This is a genomic window from Streptomyces sp. NBC_00076, from assembly GCF_045041235.1.
Lineage (GTDB): Bacteria > Actinomycetota > Actinomycetes > Streptomycetales > Streptomycetaceae > Streptomyces.
In genome coordinates this window covers 7,544,080-7,566,653 of record NZ_CP108242.1, presented here as the reverse complement: position 1 = coordinate 7,566,653, position 22,574 = coordinate 7,544,080, and the positions used below count along the sequence as shown (strand labels likewise).

Below are 22,574 nucleotides of genomic sequence, written 5' to 3'. Positions count from 1 at the left end.
CCGTGGCCCTGGGTATGGGGCTGTTCGTGGTTTCAGAACCAACACAGTGGACGCGAGCAACTGAGGACAAGCCCTCGGCCTATTAGTACCGGTCACCTCCACACGTTACCGTGCTTCCAGATCCGGCCTATCAACCCAGTCGTCTACTGGGAGCCTTAACCCCTCAAAGGGGGTGGGAATACTCATCTCGAAGCAGGCTTCCCGCTTAGATGCTTTCAGCGGTTATCCCTCCCGAACGTAGCCAACCAGCCATGCCCTTGGCAGAACAACTGGCACACCAGAGGTTCGTCCGTCCCGGTCCTCTCGTACTAGGGACAGCCCTTCTCAATATTCCTACGCGCGCAGCGGATAGGGACCGAACTGTCTCACGACGTTCTAAACCCAGCTCGCGTACCGCTTTAATGGGCGAACAGCCCAACCCTTGGGACCGACTCCAGCCCCAGGATGCGACGAGCCGACATCGAGGTGCCAAACCATCCCGTCGATATGGACTCTTGGGGAAGATCAGCCTGTTATCCCCGGGGTACCTTTTATCCGTTGAGCGACGGCGCTTCCACAAGCCACCGCCGGATCACTAGTCCCGACTTTCGTCCCTGCTCGACCCGTCGGTCTCACAGTCAAGCTCCCTTGTGCACTTACACTCAACACCTGATTGCCAACCAGGCTGAGGGAACCTTTGGGCGCCTCCGTTACTCTTTAGGAGGCAACCGCCCCAGTTAAACTACCCATCAGACACTGTCCCTGATCCGGATCACGGACCCAGGTTAGACATCCAGCACGACCAGACTGGTATTTCAACGACGACTCCACCTGAACTGGCGTCCAAGCTTCACAGTCTCCCAGCTATCCTACACAAGCCGAACCGAACACCAATATCAAACTGTAGTAAAGGTCCCGGGGTCTTTCCGTCCTGCTGCGCGAAACGAGCATCTTTACTCGTAGTGCAATTTCACCGGGCCTATGGTTGAGACAGTCGAGAAGTCGTTACGCCATTCGTGCAGGTCGGAACTTACCCGACAAGGAATTTCGCTACCTTAGGATGGTTATAGTTACCACCGCCGTTTACTGGCGCTTAAGTTCTCAGCTTCGCCAAGACGAATCCTGACTAACCGGTCCCCTTAACGTTCCAGCACCGGGCAGGCGTCAGTCCGTATACATCGCCTTACGGCTTCGCACGGACCTGTGTTTTTAGTAAACAGTCGCTTCTCGCTGGTCTCTGCGGCCACCCCCAGCTCGAGGAGCACGTCCTCTCACCAGTGATGGCCCCCCTTCTCCCGAAGTTACGGGGGCATTTTGCCGAGTTCCTTAACCATAGTTCACCCGAACGCCTCGGTATTCTCTACCTGACCACCTGAGTCGGTTTAGGGTACGGGCCGCCATGAAACTCGCTAGAGGCTTTTCTCGACAGCATAGGATCATCCACTTCACCACAATCGGCTCGGCATCAGGTCTCAGACTATTGCCAGGCGGATTTACCTACCTGACGTCCTACACCCTTACCCCGGGACAACCACCGCCCGGGATGGACTACCTTCCTGCGTCACCCCATCACTCACCTACTACAAGTCTGGTCCGTCGGCTCCACCACTTTCCTTTCCCCGAAGGGTCCGGAACGGCTTCACGGACTTAGCATCGCCTGATTCAATGTTTGACGCTTCACAGCGGGTACCGGAATATCAACCGGTTATCCATCGACTACGCCTGTCGGCCTCGCCTTAGGTCCCGACTTACCCTGGGCAGATCAGCTTGACCCAGGAACCCTTAGTCAATCGGCGCACACGTTTCCCACGTGTGTATCGCTACTCATGCCTGCATTCTCACTCGTGAACCGTCCACCACTCGCTTACACGGCGGCTTCACCCGGCACACGACGCTCCCCTACCCATCACAGCGGGCGTTGGCCCTCATGCTGCAATGACACGACTTCGGCGGTACGCTTGAGCCCCGCTACATTGTCGGCGCGGAATCACTAGACCAGTGAGCTATTACGCACTCTTTCAAGGGTGGCTGCTTCTAAGCCAACCTCCTGGTTGTCTGTGCGACTCCACATCCTTTCCCACTTAGCGTACGCTTAGGGGCCTTAGTCGATGCTCTGGGCTGTTTCCCTCTCGACCATGGAGCTTATCCCCCACAGTCTCACTGCCGCGCTCTCACTTACCGGCATTCGGAGTTTGGCTAAGGTCAGTAACCCGGTAGGGCCCATCGCCTATCCAGTGCTCTACCTCCGGCAAGAAACACACGACGCTGCACCTAAATGCATTTCGGGGAGAACCAGCTATCACGGAGTTTGATTGGCCTTTCACCCCTAACCACAGGTCATCCCCCAGGTTTTCAACCCTGGTGGGTTCGGTCCTCCACGAAGTCTTACCTCCGCTTCAACCTGCCCATGGCTAGATCACTCCGCTTCGGGTCTTGAGCGTGCTACTGAAACGCCCTGTTCGGACTCGCTTTCGCTACGGCTACCCCACCCGGGTTAACCTCGCAACACACCGCAAACTCGCAGGCTCATTCTTCAAAAGGCACGCAGTCACGACGCACCAAGCAAGCTTGATGCGCGACGCTCCCACGGCTTGTAGGCACACGGTTTCAGGTACTATTTCACTCCGCTCCCGCGGTACTTTTCACCATTCCCTCACGGTACTATCCGCTATCGGTCACCAGGGAATATTTAGGCTTAGCGGGTGGTCCCGCCAGATTCACACGGGATTTCTCGGGCCCCGTGCTACTTGGGTGTCTCTCAAACGAGCCGTTGACGTTTCGACTACGGGGGTCTTACCCTCTACGCCGGACCTTTCGCATGTCCTTCGCCTACATCAACGGTTTCTGACTCGTCTCACGGCCGGCAGACCGTAAAAGAGAGATCCCACAACCCCGCATACGCAACCCCTGCCGGGTCTCACACGTATACGGTTTAGCCTCATCCGGTTTCGCTCGCCACTACTCCCGGAATCACGGTTGTTTTCTCTTCCTGCGGGTACTGAGATGTTTCACTTCCCCGCGTTCCCTCCACTTGCCCTATGTGTTCAGGCAAGGGTGACAGCCCATGACGACTGCCGGGTTTCCCCATTCGGACACCCCCGGATCAAAGCCTGGTTGACGACTCCCCGGGGCCTATCGTGGCCTCCCACGTCCTTCATCGGTTCCTGGTGCCAAGGCATCCACCGTGCGCCCTTAAAAACTTGGCCACAGATGCTCGCGTCCACTGTGCAGTTCTCAAACAACGACCAGCCACCCATCACCCCGAACCAACCGGTTCGAGTGCACTGGGGCCGGCAACTGAAGATCCAGACTCTCAAGCCCGTACCCTCAGACACCCAACAGCGTGCCCGGCATCCCTGCCGCTTCCCTCAACGTTCCACGCTCCGAAGAGCAGTACTGGAAGGAGAAGACGATCAAGTATGCCGAATAGTCAACGTTCCACCCTTGAGCAACCAGCACCGGACATTCGCCGATGTACTGGCCTCTGACCTCACCCCGGAGGGATCGGTAAGAAGTGCTCCTTAGAAAGGAGGTGATCCAGCCGCACCTTCCGGTACGGCTACCTTGTTACGACTTCGTCCCAATCGCCAGTCCCACCTTCGACAGCTCCCTCCCACAAGGGGTTGGGCCACCGGCTTCGGGTGTTACCGACTTTCGTGACGTGACGGGCGGTGTGTACAAGGCCCGGGAACGTATTCACCGCAGCAATGCTGATCTGCGATTACTAGCAACTCCGACTTCATGGGGTCGAGTTGCAGACCCCAATCCGAACTGAGACAGGCTTTTTGAGATTCGCTCCACCTCACGGTATCGCAGCTCATTGTACCTGCCATTGTAGCACGTGTGCAGCCCAAGACATAAGGGGCATGATGACTTGACGTCGTCCCCACCTTCCTCCGAGTTGACCCCGGCGGTCTCCTGTGAGTCCCCATCACCCCGAAGGGCATGCTGGCAACACAGAACAAGGGTTGCGCTCGTTGCGGGACTTAACCCAACATCTCACGACACGAGCTGACGACAGCCATGCACCACCTGTACACCGACCACAAGGGGGGCACCATCTCTGATGCTTTCCGGTGTATGTCAAGCCTTGGTAAGGTTCTTCGCGTTGCGTCGAATTAAGCCACATGCTCCGCTGCTTGTGCGGGCCCCCGTCAATTCCTTTGAGTTTTAGCCTTGCGGCCGTACTCCCCAGGCGGGGAACTTAATGCGTTAGCTGCGGCACCGACGACGTGGAATGTCGCCAACACCTAGTTCCCACCGTTTACGGCGTGGACTACCAGGGTATCTAATCCTGTTCGCTCCCCACGCTTTCGCTCCTCAGCGTCAGTAATGGCCCAGAGATCCGCCTTCGCCACCGGTGTTCCTCCTGATATCTGCGCATTTCACCGCTACACCAGGAATTCCGATCTCCCCTACCACACTCTAGCTAGCCCGTATCGAATGCAGACCCGGGGTTAAGCCCCGGGCTTTCACACCCGACGTGACAAGCCGCCTACGAGCTCTTTACGCCCAATAATTCCGGACAACGCTTGCGCCCTACGTATTACCGCGGCTGCTGGCACGTAGTTAGCCGGCGCTTCTTCTGCAGGTACCGTCACTTTCGCTTCTTCCCTGCTGAAAGAGGTTTACAACCCGAAGGCCGTCATCCCTCACGCGGCGTCGCTGCATCAGGCTTTCGCCCATTGTGCAATATTCCCCACTGCTGCCTCCCGTAGGAGTCTGGGCCGTGTCTCAGTCCCAGTGTGGCCGGTCGCCCTCTCAGGCCGGCTACCCGTCGTCGCCTTGGTGAGCCATTACCTCACCAACAAGCTGATAGGCCGCGGGCTCATCCTTCACCGCCGGAGCTTTTAACCACCATTCAGGAGAATGGAAGTGTTATCCGGTATTAGACCCCGTTTCCAGGGCTTGTCCCAGAGTGAAGGGCAGATTGCCCACGTGTTACTCACCCGTTCGCCACTAATCCCCACCGAAGTGGTTCATCGTTCGACTTGCATGTGTTAAGCACGCCGCCAGCGTTCGTCCTGAGCCAGGATCAAACTCTCCGTGAATGTTCTCCCGTAATCGGGATGACACCACGAGAGCGGAACAGCCAGGCGGAATAAGCCCGGCCGTTCACAGCGTCCTCGCTGTGTTTTCTTCAAAGGAACCTCGCCCCAACCGGAAATCCGGCCGGAGACGGGGTATCAACATATCTGGCGTTGACTTTTGGCACGCTGTTGAGTTCTCAAGGAACGGACGCTTCCTTTGTACTCACCCGAGAGACTCTCTCAGGCTTTCCTCCGGGCGCTTCCCTTCGGTCTTGCGTTTCCGACTCTATCAGACCTTTTCTCGATCCGATTTCCTCGGTGCTTTCCAGGTTCCCGCTTTCGCGTTTCCCTTTCCGGCGGTTCCGACTTTATCAGAAGTTCTGAGTCGGAATTTCCACCCCCCAGGGGACTGGTTCCGGCTCATGAAGCTGCCGGGTTCCCCCTCGGGCGGAGCCGTAAACCTACTGGAGCGGGGCGCCCCGATGCAAATCGAGGTTCCCCGCTCCGAGTTCACGCGGACGAGAGTCCGACGGACCGTCAGACCTCCACCACCACAGGGAGGATCATCGGCCTGCGCCGATACGTGTCCGAGACCCACTTGCCCAGGGTCCGCCGCACCAACTGCTGGAGCTGATGGGGCTCGACCACGCCGTCCTGGGCCGAGCGCTCAAGGACCTCCGTGATCCTGGGAAGCACGTCGGCGAAGGCGGAGTCGTCGATACCCGAGCCGCGCGCCTGGACGTGCGGGCCGCCCGTGATCTTCCCGGTCGACGAGTCGATGACCATGAAGACCGAGATGATGCCCTCGTCGCCGAGGATTTTGCGGTCCTTCAGGGCCGGCTCGCCCACGTCCCCGACGGAGAGCCCGTCGACGTAGACATAGCCCGCCTGGACCTTGCCGGAGATCTTCGCCTTGCCTTCGACGAGGTCGACGACCACGCCGTCCTCGGCGATGACGATCCGGTCGTGCGGGACTCCGGTCAGCGCGCCCAGCTCGGCATTGGCGCGCAGGTGGCGCCATTCGCCGTGGACCGGCATCAGGTTCTTCGGGCGGCAGATGTTGTAGAAGTACAGCAACTCGCCGGCCGAGGCGTGGCCCGAGACATGGACCTTGGCGTTGCCCTTGTGGACGACGTTGGCGCCCCAGCGGGTCAGACCGTTGATCACGCGGTAGACCGCGTTCTCGTTGCCGGGGATCAGCGACGACGCCAGGATCACGGTGTCGCCGGGGACGATGCGGATCTGGTGGTCCCGGTTGGCCATGCGGGACAGGGCGGCCATCGGTTCGCCCTGGGAGCCCGTGCAGACCAGGACGACCTCGTGGTCCGGAAGGTCGTCGAGCGTCTTCACGTCGACCACCAGACCCGGCGGGACCTTCAGATAGCCCAAATCCCGTGCGATGCCCATGTTGCGGACCATCGAGCGGCCGACGAAGGCGACCCGGCGGCCGTACTCGTGGGCCGCGTCCAGGATCTGCTGGATACGGTGGACGTGGCTGGCGAAGCTCGCCACGATGATCCTCTTGCGGGCGTTCCCGAAGACCTGACGCAGGACGTTGGAGATCTCCCGCTCGGGCGGAACGAATCCCGGGACCTCCGCGTTCGTCGAGTCCGCGAGGAGCAGGTCGATGCCCTCCTCGCTGAGTCGTGCGAACGCGTGGAGGTCCGTGAGGCGGTTGTCCAGCGGGAGCTGGTCCATCTTGAAGTCGCCCGTGTGGACCACCATGCCGGCCGGGGTACGGATGGCGACGGCCAGAGCGTCCGGGATCGAGTGGTTGACCGCGACGAACTCGCAGTCGAAGGGGCCGATGCGCTCACGGTGCCCCTCCGCCACCTCGAGGGTGTACGGGCGGATGCGGTGCTCCTGGAGCTTCGCCTCGATCAGGGCGAGGGTCAGCTTGGAGCCGATCAGCGGGATGTCCGGCTTCTCGCGCAGGAGGTAGGGGACTCCGCCGATGTGGTCCTCGTGACCATGCGTGAGGACGATGCCCTCGATGTCGTCGAGGCGGTCCCGGATGGACGAGAAGTCCGGCAGGATCAGGTCGATTCCGGGCTGCTCCTCCTCGGGGAAGAGCACTCCGCAGTCGACGATCAGCAGGCGGCCGCCGTACTCGAAGACCGTCATGTTTCGGCCGATCTCGCCGAGACCGCCGAGCGGGGTGACTCGCAGGCCGCTCGTGGGGAGCGGCGGGGGCGGGCCGAGTTCAGGATGCGGATGACTCAAAAGACTCTCCTCACCACACACGCCACGTACCGGTGGGCACGTGGCGCGCATGACGTTCGTGCAGAAGCAGTTGTCGTTGTGGACGCAGGCACCGGTGGCCTGCCTATTCAGTTGTGAAGTCTGGGTGCGCGAGTGGGCGCGCGAAGTCTGGTACTAGAGCTGTACCCCGCCCGCGGCAAGATCGATCTTGAGCTGCTCGACCTCTTCGGGCATGAGCTCGACCATGGGGGCGCGCAGCGGTCCGGCGGGCAGGCCCTGGAGGGTGAGCGCGGCCTTCGTCGTCATGACGCCCTGGGTGCGGAACATGCCCGTGTAGACCGGGAGCAGTTTCTGGTGGATCTCGGTCGCCTTCTGGACGTCGCCGGCCATGTACGCATCGACCAGGGCGCGCAGCTCCGGGGTGACCACATGGCCCACGACCGAGACGAAACCGACCGCGCCCACGGAGAGCAGCGGCAGGTTCAGCATGTCGTCGCCGGAGTACCAGGCGAGGCCCGATCGCGCGATGGCCCAGCTGGCGCGGCCGAGGTCGCCCTTGGCGTCCTTGTTGGCGACGATCCGCGGGTGCTCGGCGAGGCGGACCAGTGTCTCGGTGTTGATCGGGACACCGCTGCGGCCCGGGATGTCGTACAGCATGACCGGCAGCTCGGCGGCGTCGGTGATGGTCGTGAAGTGGCGGTACAAGCCCTCCTGAGGGGGCTTGTTGTAGTAGGGCGTGACGAGCAGAAGGCCGTGTGCGCCCACCTGCTCCGCCATACGAGCGAGCTCGATGCTGTGGCGGGTGTCGTTCGTGCCGACGCCGGCGACGACGTGGGCGCGGTCACCGACGGCCTCCAGGACGGCCCGTACGAGGTCCGATTTCTCCGCGTTGCTGGTGGTGGGGGACTCGCCGGTGGTGCCATTGATGATCAGGCCGTCGTTGCCTGCGTCCACCAGGTGGGTGGCGAGCCGCTGTGCGCCGTCGAGGTCGAGTGCGCCGTCCGCCTTGAAGGGCGTGACCATGGCGGTGAGGACCCGCCCGAAGGGGGTCTGCGGAGTGGAGGTCGGAGCCATGGGTAACACGCTACTCGTTGCTCAAGGTGGGGTCTGCCCTAGGGGCAGGCGACAAGTGGTGACAAATGCGGAGCCCGGCACTGCCTGCTCGGGGGTTCAAGCAGTGCCGGGTCCGTTTGATCAGGCTAGATGAACTTCTCCAAACGCCGCAATACGGACACTTCGCGAGGCTGACCCGTACATCTGTGCCCGGGGAGGGAACGAGGGCGCGTTACGGCGCCACTCGGCCGTTCGCGTTGAAGGCGGCGTACGTGAGCGGCATCAGCTTGGCCCACTCCGCCTCCATCTTCTCGCCGACCATCTCGATCTCCCGCTGCGGGAAGGACGGGACCTTGGCCAGTTCATGCTGGGTGCGCAGGCCGAGGAAGTGCATCAGCGAGCGGGCGTTGCAGGTGGCGTACATCGAGGAGAACAGGCCGACCGGGAGGACCGCGCGGGCGACCTCGCGGGCGACACCGGCGGCGAGCATCTCCTGGTAGGCCTCGTACGCCTCGCGATAGGTGTTCTCCATGGTGCGGGTGACCAGCTCCTGCTGGGCCTCGCTGCCCTCGACGAAGACGTACTTGCCCGGGCGGCCCTGCTGGACGAGCTTGCGGGACTCTCCGGGCACGTAGAAGACGGGCTGGAGCTCCCGGTAGCGGCCGGATTCCTCGTTGTACGACCACCCCACGCGGTGCCGCATGAACTCGCGGAAGACGAAGATCGGGGCGCTGATGAAGAAGGTCATCGAGTTGTGCTCGAAGGGGCTGCCGTGCCGGTCCCGCATCAGGTAGTTGATCAGGCCCTTGGAGCGCTCCGGGTCCTTGCCCAGCTCGTCCAGGGACTGCTCTCCGGCGGTCGAGACACGGGCGGCGAAGAGCACGTCGGCGTCGGACGCGGTGTGCTTGACCAGCTCGACGGTGACGTCGCTCCGGAAGCTGGGCTTGGGGTCGTCGGCGGGGGTGTCGGTCACGGCTCGGCGGGTCCTTCCATCACTTCTCTCGGGCGGCGCCCACTCTACGACCCGGCACTGACATCGGGGCATTCGGTGCCGGTCCGCGACAACTTCAGTGAATTCGGTGCATGAGGGCACCGTTTGTGGCACCCGATCGTCTGTATGGACAGCAGTGATTCATTCGATCCCCGAAGGAGAAGCGATCCCGATGTTCCGTCGGCGCGAACCCGTGCCGTTCGCCTTCCTCGCCGAAGCCGACAGGTTCCGCAGCAATGTCACTCCCCCGCCCCGTGCGCGGGCGTCCCTCGGACAGATGGCCGGGCGCTGGCTCCTGGGCCTCACCATCGTCGCCGGACTCGCGGGCTCCCTGGTCATCGGGACGCCGGCGTTGTCACAGGACCAGTCGCCCGCGCATACGCAGCAGTCCCAGGCGTCCGAGGGGCACTGAACCGGACTGACCCCGTCCGGCCCCCCTGAGGTGGTGAGTGGGTACGCAGGTAGATAACCTCACCGGGCACAGCCCAAGCATGGATTGAGTGAGGACCAGTCGTGCCCCTGCCCTTCCTGACGGCCGACCGCGCGTTCGAAGCGGCGGAGGACTACGCCCTGCCCTTCGACGACCGCGACCGCTGGCGGCGCCCGTACCGCCCCGGCCCGTGGCGTGTGGGTGTGGCCGCGATCTCGTTGCTGCTCGCCTCGTACGTGCTGTTCGCGGCGGTCATCATCGCCCTGACCGGCTCGGTGTCCGAGGCCGGAGTGGTCCTCGGCATCGCGGTGCTCATCATCATCGGCGCGCTGCGGCTGCTGCGGATGGGTGTGTGGGTGAGCGCACGAGGGCTGCGGCAGGTGGGCTTCCTCCTCACCCGCACGGTGCCCTGGGAGCGGGTCGTCGCCGTGCGGACGGTGCAGCAGCCGGTGCGCTGGCTCGGGCTGCCCCGCACCGTGCAGGGGCAGGCGCTGACCCTCGTACGGCGAGATGGTGGAGCGGCGGACAGGCCGGTGTTGCTGACCACGCACAACGCGGACTTCCTGGCGCGCCACGGCGCCTTCGACCGGGCGGCGGACGCGGTGGAGGCCTGGGCGGACGAGCACCACGGGAGCTGACCGCCTCGACAACACGAAGGGCCGGTCCGCGTGCATCGCGGGCCGGCCCTTTCTACGTACCGGGGTCAGACCTGGACGGGCCTGCCCTCGTGCAGGGCGATCGCCCGCTGCATCGCCTTGCGGGCGCGCGGGGTGTCGCGGGCGTCGTGGTAGGCGACGGCCAGGCGGAACCAGCTGCGCCAGTCGTCGGGGGCCGCCTCCGTCTCGGCCTTGCGGCGGGCGAAGACCTCGTCGGCCGAGTCACGGTCGACGCGGCCGCCTGGGGTGCGCTTCAGCTCGTCGACGGGCAGGCCGCCCTCGGCGTCGAGCTCGGCGGCGAGCTGGTTGGCCTTGCGGGCGAACTGGGTGTTCTTCCAGAGGAACCACAGGCCGATGACCGGCAGGATCAGGACCGCGACGCCGAAGGTCACGGTGAGGAGCGTGCCGGACTGGATGAGCATGACACCGCGGCTGCCGACCAGGACGAAGTAGAAGAGCAGGACGGCCGCCGTGACGGCGTAGGAGAGCTTCGCGCGCATGACTGTCAGGGGCTCAGTTCAGGTCCAGGAAGTTTTCCAGGCCGAAGGTGAGGCCCGGACTGGTCACCACACGGCGGGCGCCCAGCAGGATGCCCGGCATGAAGCTGCTGTGGTGGAGCGAGTCGTGGCGGACGGTCAGGGTCTCGCCCTCGCCGCCCAGCAGGACCTCCTGGTGGGCCAGCAGGCCGCGCAGGCGGATCGCGTGCACCGGGACACCGTCGACGTTCGCGCCGCGCGCCCCGTCCAGGGCCGTGACCGTGGCGTCCGGCGCCGGGGCGGAGCCGGCTGTGCGGCGGGCCTCGGCGATGAGCTGGGCGGTGCGCGTGGCGGTACCGGACGGGGCGTCGACCTTGTTCGGGTGGTGGAGCTCGACGACCTCGACGGACTCGAAGTACGGCGCGGCGATCTGCGCGAACTTCATGGTCAGGACCGCCCCGATGGAGAAGTTCGGCGCGATGAGCACGCCCGTCTCCGGGGACTGGGCGAGCCACCCGTTCAGCTTCGCCAGGCGCTCGTCGGTCCAGCCCGTCGTACCGACGACCGCGTGGATGCCGTGCCGTACGCAGAAGTCGAGGTTGTCCATGACCGAGGCCGGCGTGGTCAGCTCCACGGCGACCTGGGCGCCGGTCTCGGCGAGCGTCTCCAGCTTGTCGCCCCGGCCGAGGGCGGCGACCAGCTCCATGTCCTCGGCGGCCTCGACCGCCCGTACCGCCTCGGAACCGATCCGGCCCTTGGCACCGAGGACCGCCACGCGCAGCTTGCTCATCTTCTTGCTTCCTTACCGGTGTTCCGGAGGGTCTTCAGTGTCGGAGGGTGGAGGTGATCAGGCGACGGCCTCGTGCAGACGGGACGCCTGCTTGTCCTTCAGCGGGCCGATGACCGACAGCGACGGCCGACGTCCCAGGATCTCGCGGGCGACCGAGCGGACGTCGTCCGGGGTGACCGACGCTATGTTGGCCAGCAGGTCGTCGACCGACATCTGCTCGCCCCAGCACAGTTCGCTCTTGCCGATGCGGTTCATCAGCGCTCCGGTGTCCTCCAGGCCGAGGACGGTGGATCCCTGGAGCTGCCCGATGGCGCGGCCGATCTCGTCGTCCGAGAGGCCGTGTTCGGCGACGTGGTCGAGTTCGTCGCGGCAGATCTTGAGCACGTCGTGCACCTGGCTCGGTCGGCATCCCGCGTACACGCCGAACAGGCCGCAGTCGGCGAAGCCGGAGGTGTACGAGTACACGCTGTAGGCCAGGCCGCGCTTCTCGCGGACCTCCTGGAAGAGGCGGGACGACATGCCGCCGCCGAGGGCCGTGTTGAGCACCCCCAGTGCCCAGCGACGCTCGTCCGTGCGGGCCAGGCCCGGCATGCCGAGGACGACATGGGCCTGCTCGGTCTTGCGCCCGATCAGCTCGACGCGTCCCGCGGTGCGCAGGGCGCGGCGGCCGTCACGGGGCGCGATGGGCGCCGCGTCCGGGTTCTTCAGGGCGCCCGCCTTGTCGAAGGCGGCACGGACCTGTCGTACGACCGTGTTGTGGTCGACGTTCCCGGCGCAGGCGACCACGAGGTGGGTCGGGTCGTAGTGCTTCTTGTAGAAGCGGCGGATGCGGTCGGCGGTGAGGGCGTTGACGGTGTCGACCGTGCCGAGGACCGGGCGGCCTAGGGGGTTGTCGCCGAACATGGTGTGCGCGAACAGGTCGTGCACGCAGTCGCCCGGGTCGTCCTCGGTCATGGCGATCTCTTCGAGGATCGCGCCGCGCTCGACGTTGACGTCCTCTTCGACGATCAGTGAGCCGGTCAGCATGTCGCAGACGACGTCGATGGCCAGCGGCAGGTCGGTGTCGAGCACGCGTGCGTAGTAGCACGTGTACTCCTTGGCCGTGAACGCGTTCATCTCGCCGCCGACGGCGTCGATGGCGGAGGAGATGTCCAGGGCGCTGCGCTTCGAGGTGCCCTTGAAGAGCAGGTGCTCCAGGTAGTGGGTGGCGCCGTTCAGGGCCGGCGTCTCGTCACGGGAGCCGACGTGGGCCCAGATGCCGAAGGTCGCCGAGCGGACGGAGGGCAGGGTCTCGGTGACGATGCGCAGGCCGCCCGGGAGGGTGGTCTTGCGGACGGTGCCGATGCCGCCTGTCCCCTTGATCAGGGTTTGCGTACGGGCGACGGCCCGCGCCTCCGAGGAGGTGCGGGCCGTCGCCGTGGGGTTACTCGATGTCACTTGTCGCCCGCAGCGGAGCCGCCGTCGGTCGCGGCGTCCTTCTTCTCGTCGTCGCCTTCGCCCTCGATGACCGGGATCAGGGACAGCTTGCCTCGGGAGTCGATCTCGGCGATCTCGACCTGGACCTTGGAGCCCACGCCGACCACGTCCTCGACGTTCTCCACGCGCTTGCCGCCGGCGAGCTTGCGGATCTGCGAGATGTGCAGCAGACCGTCCTTGCCGGGGAGCAGGGACACGAACGCGCCGAAGGTGGTCGTCTTCACGACCGTACCCAGGTAGCGCTCGCCGACCTCCGGCATGGTCGGGTTGGCGATGCCGTTGATCGTGGCGCGGGCGGCCTCGGCCTGCGAGCCCTGCTGGGCACCGATGTAGATGGTGCCGTCGTCCTCGATCGTGATGTCGGCGCCGGTGTCCTCCTGGATCTGGTTGATCATCTTGCCCTTCGGGCCGATGACCTCGCCGATCTTGTCCACGGGGATCTTGACGGTGATGATCCGCGGGGCGTTGGGGGACATCTCGTCCGGCGTGTCGATCGCTTCCATCATCACGTCGAGGATGTGGAGGCGGGCGTCACGGGCCTGCTTGAGGGCCGCGGCCAGGACGGAGGCCGGGATGCCGTCCAGCTTGGTGTCGAGCTGGAGGGCGGTCACGAACTCCTTGGTGCCGGCGACCTTGAAGTCCATGTCGCCGAAGGCGTCCTCCGCACCGAGGATGTCGGTGAGGGCGACGTAGTGCGTCTCTCCATTGATCTCCTGGGAGATCAGGCCCATGGCGATACCGGCGACGGGGGCCTTCAGCGGCACACCGGCGTTCAGCAGCGACATCGTGGAGGCGCAGACCGAGCCCATGGACGTCGAGCCGTTGGAGCCGAGGGCCTCGGACACCTGACGGATCGCGTAGGGGAACTCCTCGCGCGTCGGCAGCACCGGCACGATGGCGCGCTCGGCGAGAGCGCCGTGGCCGATCTCGCGGCGCTTCGGGGAGCCGACGCGGCCGGTCTCGCCGACGGAGTACGGCGGGAAGTTGTAGTTGTGCATGTAGCGCTTGCGGGTCACCGGGGAGAGGGTGTCCAGCTGCTGCTCCATCCGGAGCATGTTCAGGGTGGTGACGCCCAGGATCTGGGTCTCGCCACGCTCGAACAGCGCGGAACCGTGCACGCGCGGGATGGCCTCGACCTCGGCGGCGAGCGTACGGATGTCCGTCAGCCCGCGGCCGTCGATGCGCGTCTTCTCCTTGATGACGCGCTCACGGACCAGCGACTTGGTCAGCGAGCGGTACGCGGCGGAGATCTCCTTCTCGCGGCCCTCGAACTCCGGCAGGAGCTTCTCGGCGGCCAGGCCCTTGACGCGGTCCAGCTCGGCCTCGCGCTCCTGCTTGCCCGCGATGGTCAGCGCGGAGGCGAGCTCCGGGCGGACGGCGGCGGTCAGCGCCTCCAGGACGTCGTCCTGGTAGTCGAGGAACACCGGGAACTCACCGGTCGGCTTGGCGGCCTTCGCGGCGAGGTCGGCCTGGGCCTTGCAGAGCACCTTGATGAAGGGCTTCGCGGCGTCCAGGCCGGAGGCGACGACATCCTCGGTCGGCGCCTCGGCGCCGCCCTTGACCAGCTGGATGGTCTTCTCGGTGGCCTCGGCCTCGACCATCATGATCGCGACGTCGCCGTCCTCCAGGGTGCGGCCCGCGACGACCATGTCGAAGACGGCGTCCTCGAGCTCGGTGTGCGTCGGGAACGCGACCCACTGGCCGTTGATCAGCGCGACGCGGACGCCGCCGATCGGGCCGGAGAAGGGCAGACCGGCCAGCTGCGTGGACGCGGAGGCGGCGTTGATCGCCACGACGTCGTACAGGTGGTCGGGGTTGAGCGCCATGATCGTGGCGACGACCTGGATCTCGTTGCGCAGGCCCTTCTTGAAGGACGGGCGCAGCGGGCGGTCGATCAGGCGGCAGGTGAGGATGGCGTCCTCGGAGGGACGGCCCTCACGGCGGAAGAAGCTGCCGGGGATCTTGCCGGCGGCGTACATCCGCTCCTCGACGTCCACCGTGAGGGGGAAGAAGTCGAGCTGGTCCTTGGGGTTCTTGGAGGCGGTGGTGGCCGACAGCACCATGGTGTCGTCGTCCAGGTACGCCACGGCGGAACCGGCGGCCTGCTTGGCCAGGCGGCCCGTCTCGAAGCGGATGGTGCGGGTGCCGAAGGAGCCGTTGTCGATGACGGCCTCGGCGTAGTGGGTCTCGTTCTCCACTAGCGTTTTCTCCGTTACTTGTCGTCTTTTGTCCCTCACTGCCCGTATGGCAGGGGGACGGTGCGGAGAAGCGCTCCGTCTGGTGCGGGCCGGTCTTCGATCGAAGCACCCGGGCTCACTTCCCCCGGGGGCCACTACCGAGGACCGGCGGCGGCGAGGTGCGCTTCTCCTCGTGGGTGTGATGCGCCCTACCCCTGCGGGTACGGGCCATCACGCTGTGTCGTACGTATTGCGGTTGTGCCTACCACACTACAAAGCGCCGGTGACACTCCGCACGTTTCGCACGTGCGGGCCGGCTTCGCGCAGAGCGGGAAATCCCAGCAGAGCAACGTGTACAGCAAAAGGGAGCGGTCCCCATACCCTCGGGAACCGCTCCCCTTCACGGCGTCTTACTTGGCGCCCGCCGCACCGCGGCGGATGCCGAGGCGGTCGACCAGCGCACGGAAGCGCTGGATGTCCTTCTTGGCGAGGTACTGCAGCAGCCGACGGCGCTGACCGACCAGGATGAGCAGACCACGACGGGAGTGGTGGTCGTGCTTGTGGGTCTTGAGGTGCTCGGTCAGGTCCGAGATACGGCGCGAGAGCATCGCGACCTGGACCTCGGGGGAGCCGGTGTCGCCCTCCTTCTGGCCGAACTCGCTGATGATCTGCTTCTTCGTAGCGGCGTCGAGCGGCACGCGTACTCCTCGTAGTCTGTGAATGGCCACCGAGTGCCCCCGGTCTGTGTCTCGGGGGAGCTTCCGTTACTCGGGAGGCGGGGATCCGCTGGGCGCGGCCTCCGGAGCGGGGCTCCGGGGGTGCGTACACAAACGGCCGTCAGCCAGGGTACCAGGCACTGGTGGGCGCATTCGCCCAGGTACTGGATGCCCGCGGGCGGGGTGACGGGCGCCACTAGGGTGAGCCGTCGGATCGTTGGCTGGTACGTCGGGAAGGGGTCGCTGCGGCATGGCGGAGACGGCAGAGGAGACCAAGGCGCGCAAGGAGCGGGAGAGGGACGAGCTGTACGCCCTCGACATCTCCGGTGTCGAGTGGCAGAGCGCGCCGGGGACCGAGGAGCACGAGGAGCGGGTCGAGATCGCCTATCTGCCCGGCGGGGCGGTGGCGATGCGGTCCTCGCTCGACCCGGACACCGTGCTGCGGTACACGGAGGCGGAGTGGCGGGCGTTCGTACTCGGCGCGCGGGACGGGGAGTTCGACCTGGAGCCGGCGCCGGAGGACGGGAGCCTGCCGGCGTAGACGTAGGCGTAGGTCCGGGCCGCCGGGCCCGGTGACAGCAAAGCCGTGTCCCTGGAGGGGGACACGGCTCTGTTGCCAGAAGCTCTACGTCTGTTGCGAGAAGCTCTACGTCGCCAGTGCCGCGGCAGGCAATGTCTCGTCCCGTCGCGACGCCTGGCACGGCACTAGCTGGTCATGGCCCGGGCTCGTGCGTACACGTCGAAGACCGCCAGGGCCAACGGGATCAGCGTGAGCAGGACGAAGCTCTCGGCGATCTCCAGGAAGCGCCCCCAGAAGGGGGTGACGCCGCGCCGCGGGGTGATCAGGCCGATCGCGGTGACCAGAGCGGCGGCGGCTGCGATGGCCGCGGCGAGCCAGACGCTGCGGATGTCGAGGGCGGTGGTGTCGCCGAGGAAGGCGTCGCGCAGGAAGTCCCGGGGCGGATTGAGGGCGAGCCCGAGGCCGAGGAAGACGAGGGCGGCGAGGCCCGCGGCCAGGGTGGCGCCGACCTGCGCGGTGTAGCGGAAGAGGTGGGCACGCATCAGCATCGCCACACCTGTGGCGAGGGCAAGCAGCTCCGCCCACACGTTGTCGGAGAAGCCGAGGACGATCGACGCGCCCACGGAGACCACCGCGCAGCCGCCGACGAGGCCGACGAGGAGTTCGTGACCACGGCGGGCCTGGGCCGCGACGCGCTCGACGTCGACGGGCTCCTGCGCTGCGGGCTCGCCGGCGTCGTAGCCGCCGCGGGACGGGTTGGGCGGTTCGAAGCCGATGGGCAGGCGTGCGAAACGCATCGACAGGCCCGGCAGGAAGGCGAGCGCGACGACGGAGAGCGGGGCGCAGACGGCGGCCGTCTCGATGGGCCGCAACTCCGTGAGGATCGCGATGAAGTTGGTGACCAGCCCGATCACGGAGGCGAAGACGAAGGCCACGAACGGGCCGTCGCCACCGGGTGACACGAGGGTGAGCACCACGGAGGCGACCAGGACCCCCGTGCAGGCGAGCAGGAACTGCAGCCGCCCGATGCCCTCGCCCGCGGAGAGCGGCAGCAGCCCGGAACCGGCCACCGCGACGTTCGGCAACGCGCCCAGACCGAGGGCGATCGCGGAGCCCCGGTCGTCGTACACCCGGGCCCGTACGCAGGCGATGGTGATCAGCAGGGCGCCGGCGACCGCGGCGACGACGCCCTGGAGGCTGTGCATGTCGTGGCGGATCTGGGAGCTCCAGGCCACGAAGGCCAGCAGCGCGGGCAGGATGCCGCCGGCGACCAGGCCGGCGACCCGGGTGAGGTCGCCGTTCCACAGGGTGCGGTCGCGGGTGACAGCGGCGGCCACCGCCTCGGAGACGTCGTCGATGACGGCCGGCGGCAGCGACTCCGCGAACGGGCGCAGGGTGAGCAGCTCGCCGTCGAGGATGCGCTGGGCCGAGAAGGACCGCGAGCCGTCGAGGACGGTGCCGTCACGGCGTACGAGGTGGTACCCGACCGGGGCGCCCTCGGCGGGGCCCTGCTGGGACAGCCGCAGGATCTCCGGGTACAGGTCGGCGACTGGTACGTCGTCCGGCAGTGCCACGTCGATGCGGCTGTCGGGCGCCACGATGGTGACCCGGCAGAAGCCGAGTCCCACGCCCGCCCCGGACGGGGCTCCGGTGCCCGTTCCGCCGGCCGCGCCGGCCGGCGCGGAGGCCGTCATGCTCACCTGCTGTTCCCCCTCGTCGGTGATGGGGCGGCTCGCGGTATTGCCGCGCCCACTTCCGCCCGTAAAGATCCTGTGTAGGTTGCGTCGCGCCACCCGCGCAGCCGGGCAACGATGCCGTCGCACCCGGGAATTACGGGGAGGCGCTTGGTTCGAACCGTTGCGGATTGCCCGATTTTTCCTGGGCGATTCGCAACTGCTCACGCGTCTCACCGGCACCCTACCGCCCGCCGGTGTCAGCGGTTGTCAGTAGGATCACGCTTCGCGATCGACGTCCGCCCGACACGGGGCGGCGGACGAAACAACTCGGTCCGGCAAGGGAATTGGTGCGTAGTGAGCCACATCGTCGTCAAGCGCCCGCCGCGGGCACTGCCGAAGGAAGTGCCCACGGACGAGGTGATGCTCCAGGCTCCGCCGGAGCTTCCGCGCGGGCAGCAGGAGGGCGCGCTGATGCAGCTCCTGCCCATGCTCGGCATGGGCGGTTCCGTGGTGTTCTTCTTCAACCCGCAGGCCCAGCCCTTCATGAAGATCATGGGCATGGTGATGGTGGCCTCCACGGTCGCCATGGGCATCGCGATGCTGGTGCGCTACCGCCGCGGCAACCAGGGGCAGTTGGCGGACATGCGCCGCGACTACCTCCGCTATCTGTCGCAGACCCGGGGCCAGGCCCTGGACACCGCCCAGGTCCAGCGCGACGCCCAGTACTACCTGCACCCTTCACCGGAGCAACTGTGGGCCCTGGTCGCCGAGGGCAGCCGGGTGTGGGAACGGCGCACCGGTGACGAGGACTTCGGGCAGGTGCGGGTGGGCCTCGGCCCGCAGGCCCTGGCCACTCCCCTGGTTCCTCCGCAGACCGCGCCGGTCGACGAGTTGGAGCCGCTGACCACCGGCGCCATGCAGCGTTTCCTCGCCACGCACAGCACCCTCGAAGACCTGCCGATGGCGGTCTCGCTGCGCGCCTTCTACCACGTGACGATCTCCGGCGAGCCCCGCACCGTGCGCGGCACCGCCCGTGCCGTGGCCGCCTGCCTCTCCGCGCTGCACTCCCCCGAGGACATGGTCATCGCCGTCGCCGCCGGGCGGGAGTCGGCGCCCGAGTGGGAATGGGCGAAGTGGCTGCCGCACCTGCAGACCCGGGGTGTCACGGACGGCGCGGGCAGCATGCGCCTGATCGCGAGCGATCCGTTGGAGCTGGAGGAGCGGCTGGACACCCTCCTGCAGGGCCGCCCGCGTTTCCACCCCGCCGCTCCGCCGGTCGCCGACCAGCCTCACCTGGTGGTCGTGCTCGACGGTGTCTCCCTGCCGCCCACCTCCCTGCTGGCCAGTCCCGAGGGCCTGCAGGGCGTGACCGTCGTGGAGGTCGTGCCCGGTGACCTCAGCTTCGGTCGCGGGGACCTCTCGGTCATCGTGCACCCGAAGGAACTGCGCCTCGAGTCGTCGCACGGCATGGTCTACGAGGGCATGCCGGACCTCCTGTCGTACGAGGCCGCGGAGGCGCTCGCCCGGCAGTTGGCACCGCTGCGCATGGGCACGGGCGGCGACGACGGCGAACCGCTGCTCGCCAACCTGGAGTTCACGGACCTGCTGAACCTGGGTGACGCGGCCTCGGTGGACCCGCGGCGCACCTGGCGGCCGCGTTCGCAGTCGGAGCGGCTGAGGGTGCCGATCGGCCTCGGCGAGGACGGCCGGCCCGTGATGCTCGACCTCAAGGAGGCCGCGCAGGAGGGCATGGGCCCGCACGGTCTGTGTGTCGGCGCGACCGGTTCCGGAAAGTCGGAGTTGCTGCGCACGCTGGTGCTCGGCCTGGCCGTGACCCACTCCTCCGAAACGCTGAACTTCGTCCTCGCGGACTTCAAGGGTGGTGCGACCTTCGCCGGTATGGCGCAGATGCCGCACGTGGCAGCCGTGATCACCAACCTCGCGGACGATCTGACCCTCGTGGACCGCATGGGCGACTCCATCCGCGGCGAGCTGAACCGCCGCCAGGAGATGCTCCGCGACGCGGGCAACTACGCCAACATCCACGACTACGAGAAGGCCCGCGCGGCGGGCGCTCCCCTGCAGCCGATCCCCTCCCTCGTCCTCGTCATCGACGAGTTCAGCGAACTGCTCACCGCGAAGCCGGACTTCATCGAGATGTTCGTGCAGATCGGCCGGATCGGCCGCTCGCTGGGCGTGCACCTCCTGCTGGCCTCGCAGCGCCTGGAGGAGGGCCGCCTGCGCGGCCTGGAGACCTACCTGTCGTACCGGATCGGTCTGCGGACGTTCTCCGCGGCCGAGTCCCGCGCCGCGATCGGCGTCCCGGACGCCTACGAGCTGCCGAACGTCCCCGGCTCCGGTCTCCTCAAGTTCGGCACGGAGGAGATGGTGCGCTTCAAGGCGGCGTACGTCTCCGGCGTCTACCGCACGAGTTCGCAGCAGTCCGCCGCACCCGGCGGACCGCTCCCGGTGGACCGCCGGCCGGTCCTGTTCACCGCGGCCGAGGTCCCGGTGCAGTACTCGCCGATCCCGCAGCAGCGTCAGGAGGAGCCGGACGAGCAGAAGGACGACGCGCTCGCCGACACCGTGCTGGACGTCATCGTGCGGCGCCTGGAGGCCCAGGGACCGGCCGCCCACCAGGTGTGGCTGCCCCCGCTGGACAGTCCGCCGTCGCTGGACTCGTTGCTGCCCGGACTCGCTCCGGTGCAGGGCCGCGGCATGACCCAGCCCGGCTACGAGGGCGCGGGCCGGCTCGTCATCCCGGTCGGCCTCGTCGACAAGCCGTACGAGCAGCGGCGTGACCCGCTGTGGGCCGACTTCGGCGGCGCGGCCGGTCACATGCAGCTCCTCGGCGGTCCGCAGTCCGGCAAGTCGACCCTGCTGCGCTCGATCGTCGCGTCGTTCGCCCTCACCCACACCCCGCACGAAGTGCAGTTCTACGGGCTGGACTTCGGTGGTGGCGGTCTGTCGTCGGTGGCCGGCCTGCCGCACGTGGGCGGTGTGGCCTCGCGCCTGGACCCCGAGAAGGTACGGCGTACGGCGGCCGAGGTGTACGGCATCCTGACCCGCCGCGAGGAGTACTTCCGTTCGGCGGGCATCTCCTCGATCGCCGAGTTCCGCACCCGCCGCGCGCGGGGCGACATCTCGGTGACCGACCAGCCCTGGGGCGATGTCTTCCTGGTCATCGACGGCTGGGGCAACTTCCGTCAGGACTACGAGGCGTTGGAGCCGCTGGTCCTGGACATCGCGGCGCGCGGCCTGGGTTACGGCATCCACCTGATCCTCACCGCCTCGCGCTCCATGGAGGTCCGCGCGAACCTCAAGGACCACCTGATGAACCGCCTGGAGCTACGGCTCGGCGACGCGATGGACTCCGAGTTCGACCGCAAGGTCGCGGCCAACGTGCCCACGGGTGTGCCGGGACGCGGTCAGACGCCGCAGAAGCAGCACTTCATGGCGGCGGTCCCGCGCATCGACGGCCTGTCCTCCGACACGGACCTGGCGGAGGCGACCCAGGCCCTGGCGGCCGAGGTCTCCCGCCACTGGCAGCAGCCCGGTGCCCCCGAAGTGCGCCTGCTGCCCAGGGAGTTCCCGGCGGCCCAGCTGCCCCCGGGCGACCGCTTCCCGAACCGTGGCGTCTCCTTCGGTCTCGACGAGGACAACCTCGAGCCGGTGTTCGTGGACTTCGACCAGGACCCGTTCCTCCTCGTCTTCGGCGAGAGCGAGTCCGGCAAGTCGAACCTGCTGAAGCTGCTCATCAAGCGCATCACCGAGCGGTACGACGGCAACAGCTGCAAGCTGTTCGTGGTCGACAACCGCCGTTCGCTGCTGGGTGTCACCCCGCCTTCCCACCTGGCGGAGTACATCCCCATGTCGAACCAGATGCAGCACCACATGGACGCCCTGGCCGACCTGATGCAGCGCCGCACACCCACCGCGGACGTCACGGCGGAGCAGCTGCGCGACCGCAGCTGGTGGCGCGGCCCGACGGTGTTCGTGATCGTCGACGACTACGACCTGGTGTCCACGTCGAGCGGCAACCCGCTGGCGGGCCTGACGGATCTCCTCCCGTTCGCCCGTGACGTCGGCGTCCGCTTCATCATCGCCCGCTCCACCGCGGGCGCGGGCCGCGCGGGCTACGAGACCTTCATGCAGCGCATCAAGGAACTCGGCGCGCAGGGCGTCGTCCTCGCCGGCGACCCTGCGGAGGGCGACGTGCTGGGCAACGTACGGCCGCGCCCGATGCCCGCGGGACGGGGCGTGTTCGTGTCCCGCAAGCGGGGGAAGCCGCTGGTTCAGGTGGGCCTCGTGCAGGACGGGAACGTGTGACGGCGGGCTGACTTACGGGGCTTGGGGCCGTGGCTGCTTTGGCGGTCGCGGCCCTTCGCGTGGCAGGTTCGGG

Annotated in this window: 13 protein-coding genes and 2 rRNA genes; 4 read left to right on the top strand and 11 right to left on the bottom strand. The window is 66.7% G+C overall.

Annotated elements, in window-relative coordinates:
• Nucleotides 1–62: 62 nt before the first annotated feature.
• From OHA64_RS34505 to thyX, 5 genes are all read right to left on the bottom strand, one after another.
• Nucleotides 63–3,185: ribosomal RNA gene (locus tag OHA64_RS34505) — 23S ribosomal RNA — on the bottom strand.
• A gap of 319 nt (nt 3,186–3,504) precedes the next feature.
• Nucleotides 3,505–5,030: ribosomal RNA gene (locus tag OHA64_RS34500) — 16S ribosomal RNA — on the bottom strand.
• The 16S and 23S rRNA genes sit together here, the layout of an rRNA operon.
• Nucleotides 5,031–5,546: 516 nt before the next feature.
• Nucleotides 5,547–7,232, bottom strand: a complete 1,686-nt coding sequence (locus OHA64_RS34495) for a ribonuclease J (RefSeq protein WP_405619880.1) — start codon at nt 7,230–7,232, stop codon at nt 5,547–5,549.
• A gap of 153 nt (nt 7,233–7,385) precedes the next feature.
• Complete coding sequence (gene dapA, locus OHA64_RS34490; RefSeq protein WP_405619878.1) at nt 7,386–8,285, bottom strand: 4-hydroxy-tetrahydrodipicolinate synthase; 900 nt, start codon at nt 8,283–8,285, stop codon at nt 7,386–7,388.
• Between the two features lie 211 nt (nt 8,286–8,496).
• Entirely contained in the window at nt 8,497–9,237 is a 741-nt protein-coding gene (gene thyX, locus OHA64_RS34485) for an FAD-dependent thymidylate synthase (RefSeq protein ID WP_405619877.1), read from the bottom strand.
• A 190-nt stretch (nt 9,238–9,427) separates the two neighbouring features.
• Between thyX and OHA64_RS34480 the strand changes: the two genes are divergently transcribed.
• Both OHA64_RS34480 and OHA64_RS34475 read left to right on the top strand, forming a co-directional pair.
• On the top strand, nt 9,428–9,667 hold the full coding sequence (locus OHA64_RS34480) for a hypothetical protein (protein ID WP_405619875.1): 240 nt from the start codon (nt 9,428–9,430) through the stop codon (nt 9,665–9,667).
• Between the two features lie 101 nt (nt 9,668–9,768).
• Nucleotides 9,769–10,323: a hypothetical protein gene (locus tag OHA64_RS34475; RefSeq protein ID WP_405619873.1), complete on the top strand. Its 555-nt coding sequence runs from the start codon at nt 9,769–9,771 to the stop codon at nt 10,321–10,323.
• Between the two features lie 65 nt (nt 10,324–10,388).
• Here the strand turns inward: OHA64_RS34475 and OHA64_RS34470 are convergent, their stop codons facing one another.
• The 5 genes from OHA64_RS34470 to rpsO form a co-directional block, all read right to left on the bottom strand.
• Nucleotides 10,389–10,841, bottom strand: a complete 453-nt coding sequence (locus tag OHA64_RS34470) for a hypothetical protein (protein WP_405619871.1) — start codon at nt 10,839–10,841, stop codon at nt 10,389–10,391.
• Nucleotides 10,842–10,854: 13 nt separating this feature from the next.
• Entirely contained in the window at nt 10,855–11,607 is a 753-nt protein-coding gene (gene dapB / locus OHA64_RS34465; protein ID WP_405619869.1) for a 4-hydroxy-tetrahydrodipicolinate reductase, read from the bottom strand.
• 57 nt (nt 11,608–11,664) lie between these two features.
• A complete protein-coding gene (locus tag OHA64_RS34460; RefSeq protein WP_405619867.1) occupies nt 11,665–13,044 on the bottom strand; it encodes a M16 family metallopeptidase in 1,380 nt (459 codons plus the stop codon).
• Entirely contained in the window at nt 13,041–15,281 is a 2,241-nt protein-coding gene (locus tag OHA64_RS34455) for a polyribonucleotide nucleotidyltransferase (RefSeq protein WP_405619865.1), read from the bottom strand. The genes OHA64_RS34460 and OHA64_RS34455 overlap by 4 nt, the downstream gene beginning before the upstream one ends.
• A gap of 389 nt (nt 15,282–15,670) precedes the next feature.
• Nucleotides 15,671–15,958, bottom strand: coding sequence for a 30S ribosomal protein S15 (gene rpsO, locus OHA64_RS34450; RefSeq protein ID WP_015657483.1), 288 nt, complete (start codon nt 15,956–15,958; stop codon nt 15,671–15,673).
• 268 nt (nt 15,959–16,226) lie between these two features.
• On the opposite strand from rpsO, the gene OHA64_RS34445 reads away from it, so the two are divergent.
• Nucleotides 16,227–16,517 (top strand): DUF397 domain-containing protein, encoded by a 291-nt coding sequence (locus OHA64_RS34445; RefSeq protein WP_405619863.1) that lies wholly within the window; start codon nt 16,227–16,229, stop codon nt 16,515–16,517.
• A 164-nt stretch (nt 16,518–16,681) separates the two neighbouring features.
• Here OHA64_RS34445 and eccD read toward each other — a convergent pair whose 3' ends face one another.
• Nucleotides 16,682–18,190 carry a type VII secretion integral membrane protein EccD gene (eccD, locus tag OHA64_RS34440; RefSeq protein WP_405624230.1) on the bottom strand — a complete coding sequence of 503 codons (1,509 nt, stop codon included), beginning with the start codon at nt 18,188–18,190 and terminating at the stop codon, nt 16,682–16,684.
• Between the two features lie 336 nt (nt 18,191–18,526).
• Between eccD and eccCa the strand changes: the two genes are divergently transcribed.
• Nucleotides 18,527–22,501: a type VII secretion protein EccCa gene (eccCa, locus tag OHA64_RS34435; protein WP_405619861.1), complete on the top strand. Its 3,975-nt coding sequence runs from the start codon at nt 18,527–18,529 to the stop codon at nt 22,499–22,501.
• Nucleotides 22,502–22,574: the final 73 nt, after the last annotated feature.

What these genes read in the sequence shown, in the direction of transcription:
- dapB (WP_405619869.1), bottom strand. Translation starts at nt 11,607, where the DNA reads ATGAGCAAGCTGCGCGTGGCGGTCCTCGGTGCCAAGGGCCGGATCGGT.
- OHA64_RS34470 (WP_405619871.1), bottom strand. Translation starts at nt 10,841, where the DNA reads ATGCGCGCGAAGCTCTCCTACGCCGTCACGGCGGCCGTCCTGCTCTTC.
- OHA64_RS34445 (WP_405619863.1), top strand. Translation starts at nt 16,227, where the DNA reads ATGGCGGAGACGGCAGAGGAGACCAAGGCGCGCAAGGAGCGGGAGAGG.
- OHA64_RS34480 (WP_405619875.1), top strand. Translation starts at nt 9,428, where the DNA reads ATGTTCCGTCGGCGCGAACCCGTGCCGTTCGCCTTCCTCGCCGAAGCC.
- dapA (WP_405619878.1), bottom strand. Translation starts at nt 8,285, where the DNA reads ATGGCTCCGACCTCCACTCCGCAGACCCCCTTCGGGCGGGTCCTCACC.
- eccD (WP_405624230.1), bottom strand. Translation starts at nt 18,190, where the DNA reads ATGACGGCCTCCGCGCCGGCCGGCGCGGCCGGCGGAACGGGCACCGGA.